The organism is Enterobacter sp. HG048 (assembly GCF_024702055.1).
In the GTDB taxonomy this organism is placed as follows: Bacteria; Pseudomonadota; Gammaproteobacteria; order Enterobacterales; family Enterobacteriaceae; genus Enterobacter; species Enterobacter dykesii.
The window spans coordinates 34,521-50,352 of sequence record NZ_JANLIZ010000002.1 but is presented as its reverse complement, the minus strand read 5'-3'; the positions used below and the strand labels follow the sequence as shown (position 1 = coordinate 50,352).

At 53.6% G+C, this 15,832-nt stretch carries 13 protein-coding genes; 8 read left to right on the top strand and 5 right to left on the bottom strand.

The window, feature by feature from the left end; translation table 11 throughout:
- Positions 1 to 25: 25 nt before the first annotated feature.
- From NUX24_RS03555 to NUX24_RS03545, 3 genes are all read right to left on the bottom strand, one after another.
- Complete coding sequence (locus tag NUX24_RS03555) at positions 26 to 3,367, bottom strand: bifunctional class I SAM-dependent methyltransferase/glycosyltransferase (protein WP_257830171.1); 3,342 nt, start codon at positions 3,365 to 3,367, stop codon at positions 26 to 28.
- Positions 3,368 to 3,412: 45 nt separating this feature from the next.
- Positions 3,413 to 4,807 carry a hypothetical protein gene (locus tag NUX24_RS03550; protein ID WP_257830029.1) on the bottom strand — a complete coding sequence of 465 codons (1,395 nt, stop codon included), beginning with the start codon at positions 4,805 to 4,807 and terminating at the stop codon, positions 3,413 to 3,415.
- Between the two features lie 202 nt (positions 4,808 to 5,009).
- A complete protein-coding gene (locus tag NUX24_RS03545; RefSeq protein ID WP_047652381.1) occupies positions 5,010 to 5,846 on the bottom strand; it encodes a flagellin in 837 nt (278 codons plus the stop codon).
- A 353-nt stretch (positions 5,847 to 6,199) separates the two neighbouring features.
- Here NUX24_RS03545 and fliD point away from each other — a divergent pair, with 353 nt between their 5' ends.
- The 4 genes from fliD to amyA all read left to right on the top strand — a co-directional run bounded on the left by fliD (position 6,200) and on the right by amyA (position 9,955).
- On the top strand, positions 6,200 to 7,618 hold the full coding sequence (fliD, locus tag NUX24_RS03540; protein ID WP_126330222.1) for a flagellar filament capping protein FliD: 1,419 nt from the start codon (positions 6,200 to 6,202) through the stop codon (positions 7,616 to 7,618).
- A gap of 13 nt (positions 7,619 to 7,631) precedes the next feature.
- Positions 7,632 to 8,036 carry a flagellar export chaperone FliS gene (gene fliS / locus NUX24_RS03535; RefSeq protein ID WP_023325565.1) on the top strand — a complete coding sequence of 135 codons (405 nt, stop codon included), beginning with the start codon at positions 7,632 to 7,634 and terminating at the stop codon, positions 8,034 to 8,036.
- Between the two features lie 5 nt (positions 8,037 to 8,041).
- Positions 8,042 to 8,404, top strand: a complete 363-nt coding sequence (gene fliT / locus NUX24_RS03530; RefSeq protein ID WP_047652383.1) for a flagella biosynthesis regulatory protein FliT — start codon at positions 8,042 to 8,044, stop codon at positions 8,402 to 8,404.
- A 63-nt stretch (positions 8,405 to 8,467) separates the two neighbouring features.
- Positions 8,468 to 9,955, top strand: coding sequence for an alpha-amylase (gene amyA, locus NUX24_RS03525; RefSeq protein WP_257830170.1), 1,488 nt, complete (start codon positions 8,468 to 8,470; stop codon positions 9,953 to 9,955).
- Positions 9,956 to 10,057: 102 nt separating this feature from the next.
- On the opposite strand, the gene yedD is transcribed toward amyA, so the two are convergent.
- Together yedD and fliE are read right to left on the bottom strand one after the other, a co-directional pair.
- Positions 10,058 to 10,471 carry a lipoprotein YedD gene (gene yedD, locus NUX24_RS03520; RefSeq protein WP_023312299.1) on the bottom strand — a complete coding sequence of 138 codons (414 nt, stop codon included), beginning with the start codon at positions 10,469 to 10,471 and terminating at the stop codon, positions 10,058 to 10,060.
- A gap of 74 nt (positions 10,472 to 10,545) precedes the next feature.
- On the bottom strand, positions 10,546 to 10,860 hold the full coding sequence (fliE, locus tag NUX24_RS03515; protein ID WP_008500329.1) for a flagellar hook-basal body complex protein FliE: 315 nt from the start codon (positions 10,858 to 10,860) through the stop codon (positions 10,546 to 10,548).
- 228 nt (positions 10,861 to 11,088) lie between these two features.
- Between fliE and fliF the strand changes: the two genes are divergently transcribed.
- The 4 genes from fliF to fliI are packed head-to-tail and all read left to right on the top strand — an operon-like array spanning position 11,089 to position 15,829.
- Positions 11,089 to 12,768: a flagellar basal-body MS-ring/collar protein FliF gene (fliF, locus tag NUX24_RS03510; RefSeq protein ID WP_193806396.1), complete on the top strand. Its 1,680-nt coding sequence runs from the start codon at positions 11,089 to 11,091 to the stop codon at positions 12,766 to 12,768.
- Positions 12,761 to 13,759, top strand: coding sequence for a flagellar motor switch protein FliG (gene fliG / locus NUX24_RS03505; protein ID WP_023312301.1), 999 nt, complete (start codon positions 12,761 to 12,763; stop codon positions 13,757 to 13,759). Before fliF ends, fliG begins: the two co-directional genes overlap by 8 nt.
- Positions 13,752 to 14,459, top strand: coding sequence for a flagellar assembly protein FliH (gene fliH, locus NUX24_RS03500; RefSeq protein ID WP_023312302.1), 708 nt, complete (start codon positions 13,752 to 13,754; stop codon positions 14,457 to 14,459). The genes fliG and fliH overlap by 8 nt, the downstream gene beginning before the upstream one ends.
- On the top strand, positions 14,459 to 15,829 hold the full coding sequence (gene fliI, locus NUX24_RS03495) for a flagellar protein export ATPase FliI (protein WP_023336182.1): 1,371 nt from the start codon (positions 14,459 to 14,461) through the stop codon (positions 15,827 to 15,829). The genes fliH and fliI overlap by 1 nt, the downstream gene beginning before the upstream one ends.
- The last annotated feature ends 3 nt before the right edge of the window (positions 15,830 to 15,832 follow it).

Genomic DNA, 15,832 nt, shown 5'->3' with positions numbered 1-15,832 from the left:
TGGCAGCCTGATAATCGATTGCCATTCACGAACGCTCCTCGGCAATGAGAAACGGATGTGGCATTTCTCCCCGACAATAGATTTCCCATGCTTCACGCAGCGCCCGCTCAAAATTTTCGGCAACATTAAAATCTGGCAAGGGATTAACCGGGATCCTATCCCGCATCCCCAGACGTATTTCAGCTAACGCTGGAATATGTTGACGCCAGCCAATTGCCTTATAAATATAATCATCCTCATCATCAGCGATAAACTGTTCCAGCCCGTAAGAACGCATAATATCTACTCCCTGCTGGCAGGGTATGGTCGGGCCATTCATTGTAATTGTCGGAACGCCCATCCAGGCTCCATGATGCGTCGTTGTTCCGCCGCTGTAGGGGTAGGCATCAAGTAAAATATCGATTTCATGGTGCAGAGCCAGGTATTCGTCCAGTTCGACCAGACCACGGAAAAGTAATCTGTCTTGCGAAACTCCACGCTGTTTAAAGCGCTTCGTCATGGCAGAGATCATTTCGGCATCGGTCATATTACCGATTAAGAGACGACTTTCAGGGTAGCCGTGCAAAATTGAAGCCCACGTATTCAGAACCTGGTCATTTATTTTTTTTGACCGGTTGAAGCTTCCAAACGTGATAAAACCATTGTGCAGCGCAGGTAAGGGGTTAATATCGGGGCTTCGCGGGTGAGGTTCGAAACTCTTACGCGTCGCCACGAACATCGCATTTTCCACCAGCTGTTTTTCAAGGGCCGGAGACTGTGCCAGGCTCGCCGAAAGCAGAATATAATCCATCTCTTTCATCCCGGTGGTGCCAGGGTATCCTATCCATGTAATCTGGATCGGTGCCGGGCGCAGAGCGAAGACCGGTAGCCGGTTATAAGCGGTATGGCCCGATAAATCGAACAGAATATCAATCCCATCTTCTGCGATCAGTTTCGCCAGCTCAATATCGCTGATAGCATCAACCTGGCGCCAAAGGGTAGCGCTCTGACGCAGGTGGCGATAAACGTCATCCTCTTCCAGGAAAAGCGTGTTATAGGCAACCAAATCATATTTTTCGCGATTAATGGCGTCCCAGTATGGCAGCAGGAAATTTGCCACCGGATGTTTACGCAAATCTCCGGAAACAAAACCGAGCCGAAGTTTGCGCTGAGGTTCCAGGGAATTAGTTAGCGTCAGCTTTACCCCGGTCTCTTCAGCCCAGGACGCCGTACGACGGCCAAACTCGATATGCTTTTCCAGCAGCTCTTCAGCCTTCACGCTAGCGTCATGACTCATCACAAAAAGTAAATTGCTGAAGTAACCAAAATTGTAATTACTGAGCTCAACAGCCTTTTCCATAAAATAGCGCGCTTCTGCCATTTTATGGTTGTCACTCAGGACAATGCCGGTGAGTCCAAGCGAACTTGGGCCGGGATGCTGAAAACGCATAATTTCCCTACAGCATTTTTCTGCCAACGACATATCGCCGTAAGCATGGTGCAGCGATGCCATACTGAGCCAGTAATCAATATTTTTTTTATTCAGGCGCAGTAAAGTACGGACAATCAGCCGCGAACCGTAAAACTCACGCTTGCGCTGAAGTACCGTGGCGAGATCATAATAGATATCAAGGCTGGAAAAATAATATCCCATTAGCGTACAAAGCGATGCCAGAGCGTCATCCCAGGCAGAGGTTAAGACGCACGTTTTTGAGTAGCAGCGAAGCACATGAATATTGTCGGGTTTTTTCTCCATCAATGCGCGAGCGTACTCCCGGGCTTCTTTAGATCGCCCTTCCTGAATGAGACTGTTCGCTCGTGCATAAATGGCATCGACGTCAGGATCGGCTAATTCGGATTCGGCGTTGCCCTTCAGCAACAATCCCCCCTGTGCCTTGTCGACGCTCAATAATAACAGCAGCGAAAGCTGCGATTTGAGTACGTCGAGCATGCCCGCACGCAGAAAACACTGCAGATTTTTTTTCCATGCCTCCGGAGAGCCCGTCAGCAGCCCTTTAATTTTCAGCGACGAGTAGTGTTGCCAGTTTGCCTGCCCTGCTCTGTTCATATCGTACTGAAGATAACGCCACTCGTCGGGCGTTAAGGAGACCCACTCTCCCCACAAATTCATGATGCGGATGGCATCCAACGGCTGTTCGGAAGGCAGCACCCCCACCGGTGCCAGCTCATCGTTTTGCGCAGCGTTATAGGGGCCAGGAGCCGCACTCCAAAAGAGGCCGTCCGCGCCTGTCATAAACAGCGTTGTGAGGGCATCCAGGACCGTATCCTGATAATCCTCCTGCGTTTCAGGGGCGTGGCAGTTGAGCAGTAGCTGCTCGAAACTTAAGGACATCGGCCAGACATTACCCAGCAATTCCATGATGCGGATAATAACGGCGTTGTCGGTGCGAATGATTCGACCGTTACTGTTCCTGAATTGATGCGGTGCTTTTGCGGGATCCATTTCGACCGGCACAAAGCTTCCGGCCCAGTGCAGGTTTCTAAGCTGATTAAGATCCGGTTTGATGGGAGGCTGGTGGCTATTCAGGTGACACAGCAGAGTAAAGCGTTCTGAGCGCTGCACGGCATAGTCAAGATACTGCTGTGCCATTGTTCTGCTGGCTCCGGCACTGACGGCCTCGAGCAGTTCTTCAATTGTCGGATTATAATAGCTTCCTAGCTCTGACTGCGGAAGGATATCGCCCAGATACTGCAGACCCACCTGTTCCGCCTGTGAACAGAAGGCAGCCAAAGTACATGCCCCGTCAGTCGGGGTTAAGAAGGCGAGAATCAGTGCGTTGTCGTCCATTTTTTCAGCACGTAGGACTTCGTTCTTGAGCGCGCTTTCCTCCAGTGTTAATAGCATAAAACTCAGCATGGCACGGGCAGAAGCCAGCAGATCGCTGCCCGCTTCTGCCCGTTCAAGATGAAAGCGTAGCGCTTCACCCAACGCGAGACGCGCTGAACTTCCCGGCAGCACAGACCATTTTATGGCGATAACACCATTTATGGATAAATGCGCGTGACACCACTGCAAGAGTGCTTCTCGCTCGCTTTTGCCCAGAAAAGCAAAACTCTGGTGGACAATGATGTAATCAAACTCGCCGGGATCGACCGCAAGCAAATCCCCTAACCCTGCCTCAAACAGTTCAACATTCTGACAACCCAGCCCTGCAACCAACTGCTTCCCCTTCAGGATCGCCTGTCCATCAATATCCACACCAATAGCTATACTCTCCGGGTGAGCCCAGGCGTGCATAATGAGGCTCGTTGCTGATCCACAACCAATCTCCATGACATGAGCAAATGCAGGAACCGGCGTGGCCAGGAGATTAAGTGCCGCAGCAGCATAAAGGGTCTCAGGGCTGACCCGTTGGTTGGGATACATTGTCGTCACGTTTATTCCAGATTCTCGTTATTACAGGGCCAGTGTTTAGCGTTGGTATTTACCGATAAGTGTTGATTTAAACTCCTGATAGGGGCCCTCTGCCTTCATCGCCACCCAGCAAAACGCCTCATCCACAGCGGGGCTACCCAGTACTGCGCAACGCTCAGCACGGGTAATCGAATGCTGGTCTTGTGGCGAAAGGCTATCCAGGCACGCAAAGAGTGCGACCTGTTCCAGGCCCGGCGCACAGTTGCCGCTGGTAAGGTTAACGTCGATAAAGTGTGCGGCCCGATCGAGATAGCGTTGTGCGATGCCGCAAGGTCTGGCGTAGATAAAACCGGCAAAGACCTCTTCCCAGAACGGTGAGTCTTCGGTTTGTAACAACAGTAGCGACGCGTCGGGCTCGGCCCAGGGTTTACGCGCAAGCACATTTGAATTAATGGCAATAACAGATGTATTAAAAGTGCTCAGAGCATGGCGCAGGAAAACAATGCGACGCGCAGCGCTGATCACTGAGGTGTCCGTATTGCTGCCGATCGTCTCATGGCTGGCAGAGAGATTGAGCTCGGGAAATTGTTCCCGAAGCGCCAGCAGACTTTCTTTTATCTCATTGCTACCATTGAAAACGTGAACGTGAACATCCAGGACGTCGCGATTGGTTTCATAGAGGGAGTAAAGCGTCGGTACGGCGTGTTCGAAATATTCTTCGCGAGTGCAGGTTAGCAATACCGTCGTTTTGGTCTCTGAGGTTTTTACAATCCAGTTTTCCCAGGCCCCCTTCACCGCTACGTACTCGCTCGCTTTAAGCGATCTAAAATCAATGTAAGAATCCGGAATGCCTCCAAGCCGGTAGATGCCGCAAGTAATCATCAACAGGGCCATAGGGTCTTCGCCGATTAATGCAGCGTCTGCCGTCAGGGCCTGGATAACAACCATCGCCTGGTTGAAATCATTTTCAATTAAACAGATTAACAGCAGGATTTTCAGCACAGGTGCCGAATTGCTGACCAGCGAAAGGTTGTTGTTTATTAAGAATAGTGCTGAGCTGATTTCATTTACGCGAAACAGTAGCTGAATGGCGGCGACAAGATAATGAATATTACTGTCGGCGTTTAATGCCGAGACAACATATTCGGTCAGCTGTGCACATTGGGATGAAGATAATATCTGTTTATCGCCAGTACGGGACTCATCAAGCGCACTGTTGGCCAGCACGATGGCACATAGCATGTCTTTTAATGCCGCATCTTTTTCAGCATCCAGCCCCGTTTCGGCCGCGCGAATCATCGGTTGGAGAGCGGTAAAATTAGTGCTTTTAAAACTGAAAATTTCGGCCGTAATGTTGGCAGGCATAATATCGGCTTCTGGCAGATCAATGAATCGGGTAAACACATTCCGATAAAACTGACGCATAGCCCGGCTACGTGCGAATTCACTCATCTTATAACTCTTCGGTAAACTGTCGTCAGACGACCAGAACAGGAGATTTTAGGCAGAGTAACACTGTGTCTCAGGAGTGATGGCGGGAAAACGCTGATAAATGCAGCCTTATTTTACAGATTACCACCCGGTGATTTTACGGAACAATAGTGAAAAAAAAGGCTGCTGTTTCCAGCAACCTTTTTTAAATATTTGGCGTCTATTAACGCAGCAGGGACAGCATAGCCTGTGGAACCTGGTTTGCCTGAGACAGCACGGAAGTACCAGCCTGCTGCAGGATCTGCGCGCGAGACATGTTAGAAACTTCAGTTGCATAGTCAGCGTCCTGGATACGGGACTGAGCAGCAGACAGGTTAGTGATAGAGTTGTTCAGGTTGTTGATGGTAGATTCGAAACGGTTCTGAATCGCACCCATGTTAGAACGCGCGGTATCAATTTTGGAGATAGCGTTGTCTGCAGCAGTGATGAACGCTTTTGCAGTGCTGTTATCGGTGATAGTACCGGTCAGTCCAGTGTCGAGGCTGGTTGCTTTTGCGTTGATCAGTGCGCCAGTGGTGATAGCGATGCTATCAGTTGCGCCAGTACCTGCACCAACCTGGATGTTCAGGGAAGCTGTCTGGCTACCGTCCAGCAGTTTTTTGCCGTTGAAGTTAGCAGCGCCAGCGATACGATCGATTTCACCCAGGCGCTGAGTGATTTCAGTGCTGATTGAGGTGTAGTCAGTAGTACCGTTAGTGTCGTTCGCAGCCTGAACAGCCAGCTCACGGATACGCTGTAAGTTGGAGTTGATCTCGTTCAGGTTACCTTCAGCGGTCTGAACCAGAGAGATACCGTCGTTAGCGTTACGTGCAGCCTGAGTCATCCCTTTGATCTGAGAGTTCATGCGGTTTGCAATTGCCTGACCAGCAGCGTCATCTTTAGAGCTGTTGATACGCAGACCGGAAGACAGACGCTCGATAGCGGTGCCCAGAGAAGACTGAGATTTGTTCAGGTTGTTCTGAGTGGTCAGGGACAACAGGTTAGTATTGATAACTGCCATAATTTTAATTCCTTCAAAAATGGTTTCTAGGGTCGGTGCCTAACACTCACGGCGTCTCTCACCGTCAACAAGGTTATCGACGCCCTTGAAGCAGACTTTAGAAAATATCGAAGAAAAAAAATAACATTTTGTTTTATAACAATTTATTTAGCAGTAATGGCACTAAGAATACCAACCAGTTGTAAAATGTTAAGGCTAGTTGCTTTATTTTTACCCTCCTCAATAACGACCTGTCAGACGTTAAAAGCGAAATAATGAACGCTTATTGCGCGATTATTTTTTAAAACTCGCCGTAAACTTTTTGCAAGATGGGCCGATAAACGACTGAAACATCCATTGAAAAGGAACATTACATGGCGACTATCAGTAATCTCGGGGTGGGCGTGCCCGGCCTGTCGGATCTGTACGATAAGCTGCAGGCAGCAGAAGAGACTAAATTAACGGCGATTGCCAAACAAAAGACTACTTACGACGCGCAAATCACCGGTTACGGAAAATTACAAAGCGCCCTGACCACCCTGCAAACCGCAGCAGCAAAGCTGGCAAAGACGGATACCTGGAACTCTACGTCCGTTTCCAGCACCAACACCGCATTCTCCGCTATCAGTACCTCCAGCGCTAACGTTGGCGACGTTACTATTAATGTCGGTAAGATCGCGAAAGGCCAGGTTCTGACGACTACTCCCGGCACCATTGATAGCAACACAAAGCAGTTGGGGGGGGCAACGGGTTCCAATAGCCGAACCATTACCATCACCCAAGCAGGAGCTGACAGCAAACCACTGACGGTAACGCTCGCCGATGGCGATACTTCACTGAACGGGATTGCAAAAGCTATCAATGCGGCCAACGGCAACGTATCAGCAAGCGTGGTGAAAGCCGATGACGGCGACTACCGTCTGATGCTGACCTCAAAAACCACGGGTACCGATTCCGATATGACGGTATCGGTGACCGGGGACGATACGCTGAACGCCGTCATCGGCAGCGCCGCGCTGAGTGTGCAGGTTAAGTCACAAAATGCCGTCATTAACGTGAACGGTATTCAAATTGTTCGCCAGAGCAATACCATTACTGACGCTCTGCCTGGCGTAACATTAACCCTGAAAGCCCCGAGCACGGCAGATGAAACTCTGACGGTAGCCCGCTCTACCGACGATAACAAAAAAGCCATTACGGACTGGGTTAATGCCTATAACTCTCTGCAGTCTACCATCGCTTCTCTGACCAAATACGAGCCGCCTGCAGTGGGTGCAACCGCCCAGTCTTCGAACAACGGCGTGTTAATGGGTGACAGCACTATCCGCGGAGTACAATCCGATCTTCGTGCTTTATTGACCAATGTACAAAGTGGATCCTATGCCATCATGGCTCAACTTGGCATCACTCAGGACCCGGTCAAAGGCGCAGATGGTGCGATTGGCAACCTAAAAATTGATGATAAAAAATTAACCAAGATCCTCACCGACGATCCGGCTGGTGTGCAGGCCTATTTTGTGGGTGACGGAAAACAAACCGGTTTCGCCACACAAATGAATAACACCTTGACCGATATGCTGAGCACCTCTATCGGTAAAGAGGGTGTGATTCAGAATGCGAAGGACGGTATTAACGCCACGCTCAAATCCATCGGCAAACGTTACGACGCGATGGAGTTAACCATTGAAGCCACGATGGCGCGTTATAAAAAGCAATTTAACGATTTGGATAAGCTGGTCACTAAATTCAATGGCACGGCCACTTATTTAAACCAACAGTTCAGCAGTAAGTAATAAAGGAACCGATATGTATAGCAAATCTGGTGTACAAGCCTATCAACAGGTAGGTCTTGAATCTGCTGTCTTGAGTGCCAGCCCGCACCAGTTGGTAGTCATGCTGTTCGACGGTATCCATAGCGCGCTTATTCGGGCGCGCCTTTTCCTTGAGCAGGGAGATATCCCAGCGAAAGGAGAGGCCCTGTCTAAGGCCATTAATATTATCGAAAATGGCCTTAAGGCTGGGTTAAATATGGATGTGGGGGGGGAACTCCCCCGCAACCTTTCTGCGCTTTATGACTATATGGTACGCCGTTTGTTACATGCCAACCTGCGCAATGACATCGAGGCAATTACCGAAGTCGAGGCTCTGCTGCTCAATATTTCTGACGCCTGGAAGCAAATCGGCCCGGGTTATTCTCCCAAGCAGGATTAACAGTAATGAACAACTCCAGCTTATCCCTAAAAAAGTGGCATGCTCTTAATGCGCTTAGTAATACCATGCTAAGCCTTGCTCAATCCGGGAAATGGGATGAGCTTATTGACCAGGAAGTTGCGTACGTTTCGCTGGTTGAAGAGATCAGCACGACCCCATTTCCGCCGGACAGTAAGTCTGTTCAGGACCAGGCTATGGTGATACTGAATCAGGTGCTTCAGAATGAAATCATTCTTAAAGAGTTGCTACAGGAAAGGATGAGCGAGCTAAGCGGCCTTATTGCGCAAACCAACAAGCAAAAAAACGTAAACGTGACCTACGGTAGGCTTTCTGGCAACATTTTATTTCCCGGAGAGATGAATCAATAATACACATTAGCGATTCATCATCCATACTCCAGAAGTCTGCCAACGGCTTCTGGAGCAAGGATGATGAAAAACCCCACCCTGTTACAATGCTTTCACTGGTATTACCCCGCAGGCGGTGAATTGTGGCGAGAAGTCGCGGCATTAGCCCCCAACCTTAACGAAATCGGCATCAACATGATCTGGCTGCCGCCCGCGTATAAAGGCGCATCAGGCGGGTATTCTGTCGGCTATGACTCCTATGACCTGTTCGATCTGGGCGAGTTTGACCAGAAAGGCAGTATCGCCACCAAATACGGCGACAAAGCGCAGCTGCTGGAGGCCATCGACGCCCTCAAGAGCAACGACATTGCCGTGCTGCTGGACGTGGTGGTCAACCACAAAATGGGCGCTGATGAAAAAGAGCCTGTGCGCGTGCAGCGCGTGAACGAGCAGGATCGAACGCAGATCGACGATGAGGTCATCGAGTGCGAAGCCTGGACCCGCTACACCTTCCCTGTCCGCGCCGGGCAATATTCCCAGTTCATCTGGGACTACAAATGCTTCAGCGGCGTCGACCACATTGAAAACCCCGATGAAGACGGCATCTTTAAAATCGTCAACGACTACACCGGCGAAGGCTGGAACGATCAGGTTGATGATGAGATGGGTAACTTCGACTATCTGATGGGCGAAAATATCGACTTTCGCAATCACGCCGTGACCGAGGAGATCAAATACTGGGCCCGCTGGGTCATGGAACAGACGGGCTGCGACGGTTTTCGTCTGGACGCCGTCAAGCATATTCCCGCCTGGTTCTACAAAGAGTGGATTGAGCACGTTCAGGAAGTCGCCGACCAGCCGCTGTTTATCGTCGCGGAATACTGGTCCCATGAGGTGGATAAACTTCAGGCCTATATTGACCAGGTCGAAGGCAAAACCATGCTCTTTGATGCTCCTCTGCAGATGAAATTCCACGAGGCGTCACGTCAGGGCCGGGATTACGACATGAGCCAAATCTTCACCGGCACCCTGGTAGAAGCCGATCCGTTTCATGCTGTCACCCTCGTCGCGAACCACGACACCCAGCCTTTGCAGGCGCTGGAAGCCCCGGTCGAAGCCTGGTTTAAACCGCTGGCGTACGCGCTGATCCTGCTGCGAGAAAATGGCGTGCCGAGCGTCTTTTATCCGGATCTTTTCGGCGCCAGCTATGACGACGCGGGAGGAGACGGTGAAACGTACCATATTGATATGCCGGTCATTGAGCAGCTTCACGAGCTGATCCTCGCTCGACAGCGTTTTGCCCACGGCGTGCAAACGCTGTTTTTTGACCATCCTAACTGCATCGCCTTCAGCCGCAGCGGCACGGATGACGATCCCGGCTGCGTGGTGGTGCTGTCGAACGGGGACGACGGCGAGAAAGTGATTTGTCTTGGGGAAAACTACGGCAACAAAACGTGGCGGGATTTTCTCGGCAATCGCGAAGAAACCATCACCACGGCGGCGGATGGCGAAGGGACGTTTACCTGTAATGGGGGAAGCGTCAGCGTTTGGGTAATAGAGGATGCGCTGTAGAACGTGAAACGTGCGGCCTGATGCCCTCACCCCGTCCCTCTCCCACGGGGAGAGGGCGCAAACACCAAAAACGGCAACGAGGTTGCCGTTTTGCTTTTACCCTTAGGGCAGCTTACTCTCCAGCGGATTCTTGCTCAGGTAATCGGCACACTCAACCGTTGGGCGATCGACCTTCTGCAGCTCCAGCCCGTCGTACTCAAGCGTCGAGCCATCACGCTCCAGCGGATAGATATCCAGCTTACGCGTCACGTTGTAATAACTGTCTGAACGCAGCATGATTTTACCCGGCACGGCAATCACGCGCTGCCACTGACGGCAGTCCAGCGTATCGCCCTCTTCCGTCACCACCAGCGTGGCAATCGCCTTCGGGCTGACCATGTTGCTCTGGGGCCCTTTCGACTGCCAGTATCCCGCCAGATGCGCCGGGACAGGATGCTTGATCACGTCGTTATAGTTATCGACCTGAACGCACCCGGTCAGTGCCAGCAGCGCGCCAGCAATTGCTATTTTTTTCATCATCTTTCCTGCATTCGAAGAAAAAAATATTGTGGCATTAAAGCGCTGCGGCTGCCAGCGAAGATCGACAGGTCTTAAACCTGCATCCCCATGACTTCCTGATAGGCCGACACCAGCTTGTTACGCACCTGGATCCCCATCTGCAGGGAAACCGAGGCTTTTTGCAGATCGGTCATGACATCATTCAGCGCCACGCCCGGCTCACCGAGGGTGAACTTTTCAGCCTGAGTGCGTGCTGCGGTCTGGGTATCACTGATACGGTCAAGAGCGGCATGCAGTTGCCCCGCGAAGCTGATGCTCGGCTGCTGATCTGCCACATTCTGATTACGGGCCGTCATCGCCGTTGCCTGCAACTGACTGATTACCCCTTCAATGCCCTGTATAGCCATGACTCTCCCCTGGATGGTTTTTTACGCGGTCAAGACTAACAGCTTGTCAATAAGATAATGGCGGTAAATAGCATGAAAAAACCAGGTTATTTGACGCATAGAAAATCACGAATCATCAAATAATGGCAGGGCCATCAATATGGAACTTTTGTCGTGTTTGCCGACCCGGGAGTCAGTTTTGTTTCTCTACACGAATAACGTAAACCACCAGGATTTAAGAGGTGCGCAATGAGTGCAACAGCATCGACAGCGCCGCAGAATAAATCACTCGAGTGGATGAACCGCCTTCGCGCGAATCCTAAAATCCCGTTGATCGTGGCAGGCGCTGCCGCAATTGCGATCCTTGTAGCGATGGTCCTGTGGGCGAAAAGCCCTGATTACCGGACGCTCTACAGCAACCTTTCCGATCAGGATGGCGGCGCCATCGTCACCCAGCTTACCCAGATGAACATTCCTTATCGCTTTGCCGATAATGGCGGTGCGCTGGAGGTCCCGGCTGATAAGGTGCACGAACTGCGTCTGCGTCTGGCTCAGCAGGGGCTGCCGAAAGGCGGCGCGGTGGGCTTTGAGCTGCTGGATCAGGAAAAATTCGGTATCAGCCAGTTCAGCGAGCAGGTGAACTACCAGCGTGCGCTGGAAGGTGAACTGGCCCGCACCATTGAAACATTAGGCCCGGTGAAGAGTGCCCGCGTGCACCTGGCGATGCCTAAACCTTCTTTATTTGTCCGTGAACAGAAATCACCTTCAGCTTCCGTTACCGTGAACCTTGAGCCTGGCCGCGCGCTGGACGAAGGGCAAATCAGCGCGGTGACGCATCTCGTCTCCAGCGCTGTCGCCGGTCTGCCGCCGGGTAACGTGACGCTGGTTGACCAAAGCGGTCACCTGCTGACGCAATCCAATACCGCCGGTCGCGATCTGAATGATGCGCAGCTGAAGTATGCCGCCGATGTCGAAAACCGTCTCCAGCGCCGAATTGAAGCCATCCTCGGCCCAGTCGTGGGTAATAGCAACGTACACGCGCAGGTTACCGCGCAGATCGACTTCGCGAATAAAGAACAAACTGAAGAACAATACAGCCCGAACGGCGATGCGGCTCAGGCGGTGATGCGTTCACGCCAGATCAATTCGAACGAACAGATCGGCGGTGCCTACCCGGGCGGCGTGCCGGGCGCGCTGTCTAACCAACCTGCCCCGGCTAACGCGGCACCGATCTCTACGCCGCCGGCCAATCAGCAGAACGGTCAGCAAAATAATCAGCAGACCACCTCAACGACCAATAACGCCGGTCCGCGCACCAGCAGCCGTAACGAAACCACGAACTACGAAGTGGATCGGACGATTCGCCACACTAAACTGAACGTTGGCGATATTCAGCGTCTTTCCGTTGCGGTAGTGGTGAACTACAAAACGCTGGCGGACGGCAAACCGCTGCCGTTGACTGCCGAGCAGATGAAGCAGATTGAAAACCTGACCCGTGAAGCGATGGGTTATTCCGAGAAGCGCGGCGATACCCTCAACGTGGTGAACTCACCGTTCAACTCGGTTGATGAGACCGGCGGTGAACTGCCGTTCTGGCAACAGCAGGCGTTTATCGACCAGCTGATGTCCGCAGGACGCTGGCTGCTGGTGCTGATTGTCGCGTGGCTGCTGTGGCGTAAGGGCGTTCGTCCGCAGCTCCAGCGCCGTGCTGAAGCCGAAAAAGCGGCTCGCGAGCAGATGTCTGCGCGTCAGGAAACGGAAGAAGCGGTTGAAGTTCGCCTCAGCAAAGATGAACAGATGCAGCAGCGTCGTGCTAACCAGCGCATGGGCGCTGAGGTCATGAGCCAGCGCATTCGCGAAATGTCAGATAACGATCCGCGCGTCGTGGCGCTGGTCATCCGCCAGTGGATGGGTAACGAACATGAGTAATACGCTTACGGGCACCGATAAAAGCGTCATCCTGCTGATGACCATTGGCGAAGATCGTGCGGCAGAGGTGTTTAAACACCTCTCCCAGCGAGAAGTGCAAATTCTCAGTGCGGCCATGGCCAACGTGCGTCAGATCTCCAACAAGCAGCTAACTGAAGTGCTGGCAGAGTTTGAACAGGAAGCTGAACAGTTTGCCGCGCTCAACATCAACGCCAACGACTACCTGCGCTCCGTGCTGGTCAAGGCGCTGGGCGAAGAGCGTGCCTCCAGCCTGCTGGAAGATATTCTGGAAACGCGCGATACCGCCAGCGGTATCGAAACGCTCAACTTTATGGAGCCGCAGAGTGCCGCCGACCTTATCCGCGACGAGCACCCGCAGATTATCGCCACAATCCTTGTTCACCTCAAACGTGGCCAGGCGGCAGATATTCTGGCGCTGTTCGAAGAGCGCCTGCGTCACGATGTGATGCTGCGTATCGCGACCTTCGGCGGCGTCCAGCCGGCCGCGCTGGCGGAGCTGACCGAAGTGCTGAACAACCTGCTCGACGGCCAGAACCTCAAGCGCAGCAAAATGGGCGGCGTGAGAACGGCGGCTGAAATCATCAACCTGATGAAAACGCAGCAGGAAGAGGCCGTCATTACGGCGGTTCGCGAATTCGACGGCGAGCTGGCACAGAAAATCATCGACGAGATGTTCCTGTTCGAAAACCTTGTGGAAGTGGACGACCGCAGCATCCAGCGCCTGCTCCAGGAAGTGGATTCCGAGTCGCTGCTTATCGCCCTCAAAGGCGCCGAGCAGCCGCTGCGCGAGAAGTTCCTGCGCAACATGTCTCAGCGTGCGGCCGATATCCTGCGCGACGACCTTGCCAACCGCGGCCCGGTTCGTCTGTCTCAGGTGGAAAACGAACAGAAAGCCATTCTGCTTATTGTTCGTCGTCTGGCGGAAACCGGCGAGATGGTGATTGGCAGCGGAGACGACACCTATGTCTAATGAGCTGCCCTGGAAGCGCTGGACGCCGGACGATCTGGCGCCTCCCCTCTCCGAGTTCACGCCGGCCGTCATCGCAACCGAAGAGCTTGACCCGGACGTCGAGCAGCCCGAGCTGACCGAAGAGGAGCAGCAGGCCCAGATGCTGGCGCAGCTGCAAATGCAGGCGCACGAGCAGGGCTATAACGCCGGTCTGAACGAAGGACGCCAGAAAGGCCACGAGCAGGGGTATCAGGAAGGTCTGGCGAAAGGGTTAGAGCACGGTATCGATCAGGCGCGCCAGCAGCAGGCGCCGATCCATGCCCGCATGCAGCAGCTGGTCAGCGAGTTCCAGCACACCCTGGACGCGCTGGACAGCGTGATTGCCTCGCGACTGATGCAGATGGCGCTGGAAGCCGCGCGTCAGGTCATCGGCCAGACGCCCGTGGTGGATAACACTGCGCTTATCAAACAAATTCAGGGGCTGCTTCAGCAGGAGCCGCTGTTCAGCGGGAAGCCGCAGCTGCGCGTCCATCCGGACGACCTGCAGCGCGTTGAAGAGAGCCTGGGCGCGACGCTTAACCTGCACGGCTGGCGTCTGCGCGGCGATCCGTCGCTACATCACGGCGGCTGCAAAGTCTCTGCCGATGAAGGCGATCTGGATGCCAGCGTCGCCACCCGCTGGCAGGAACTGTGCCGCCTGGCGGCACCGGGAGTCGTCTGATGACCGCGCGCCTCACCCGCTGGCTCACCACGCTCGACAACTTTGAGACGAAGATGGCGCAACTGCCATCTGTTCGTCGTTATGGGCGACTGACGCGCGCCACCGGTCTGGTTCTCGAAGCCACCGGCCTGCAGCTTCCGCTCGGCGCGACATGCGTCATTGAGCGTCAGGATGGTCTGGAAACGCGTGAAGTTGAAAGCGAAGTGGTCGGATTTAACGGCCAGCGCCTGTTCCTGATGCCGCTTGAAGAGGTGGAAGGCATTCTGCCCGGCGCGCGAGTGTATGCCAAAAACATTTCTGGCGATGGGCTGCAAAGCGGGAAACAGCTGCCGCTTGGCCCTGCTCTGCTGGGCCGCGTGCTGGACGGCAGCGGGAAACCGCTCGACGGACTGCCCTCACCGGACACCACCGAAACCGGCGCGCTGATCACCCAGCCGTTCAACCCCCTGCAGCGTACCCCTATCGAGCATGTGCTGGACACCGGCGTGCGCCCGATTAACGCCCTGCTGACCGTGGGACGTGGACAACGTATGGGCCTGTTCGCCGGCTCAGGCGTGGGCAAATCCGTCCTGCTCGGCATGATGGCGCGCTACACCCAGGCAGACGTGATCGTCGTGGGGCTGATCGGTGAACGTGGTCGTGAAGTAAAAGACTTTATTGAAAATATTCTGGGTGCGGAAGGCCGCGCCCGCTCGGTGGTGATCGCCGCCCCGGCAGACGTGTCGCCGCTGCTGCGCATGCAGGGTGCCGCGTATGCCACCCGTATCGCCGAAGATTTTCGTGACCGCGGCAAGCACGTGCTGCTGATCATGGATTCCCTGACCCGTTACGCGATGGCGCAGCGTGAAATCGCGCTGGCCATCGGTGAGCCACCGGCGACCAAAGGCTACCCGCCTTCGGTCTTCGCTAAACTCCCTGCGCTGGTGGAACGCGCGGGGAACGGCATCAGCGGCGGCGGATCCATCACCGCGTTCTATACGGTACTGACGGAAGGCGATGACCAGCAGGACCCGATTGCCGACTCCGCGCGCGCGATCCTTGACGGTCATATTGTGCTGTCGCGTCGTCTGGCCGAAGCCGGACACTATCCGGCCATCGATATTGAAGCCTCTATCAGCCGCGCAATGACGGCGCTGATAACCGAGAAGCACTACGCCCGCGTGCGTAACTTCAAACAACTGCTTTCCAGCTTCCAGCGCAACCGCGATCTGGTCAGCGTGGGGGCGTATGCCAAAGGCAGCGACCCGATGCTCGACAAGGCGATTAGCCTGTGGCCGCAGCTGGAAGCATTTTTGCAACAAGGCATTTTTGAACGCGCCGACTGGGAAGATTCAATTCAGGCACTGGAGCTGATTTTCCCGCAGGTGTAACAC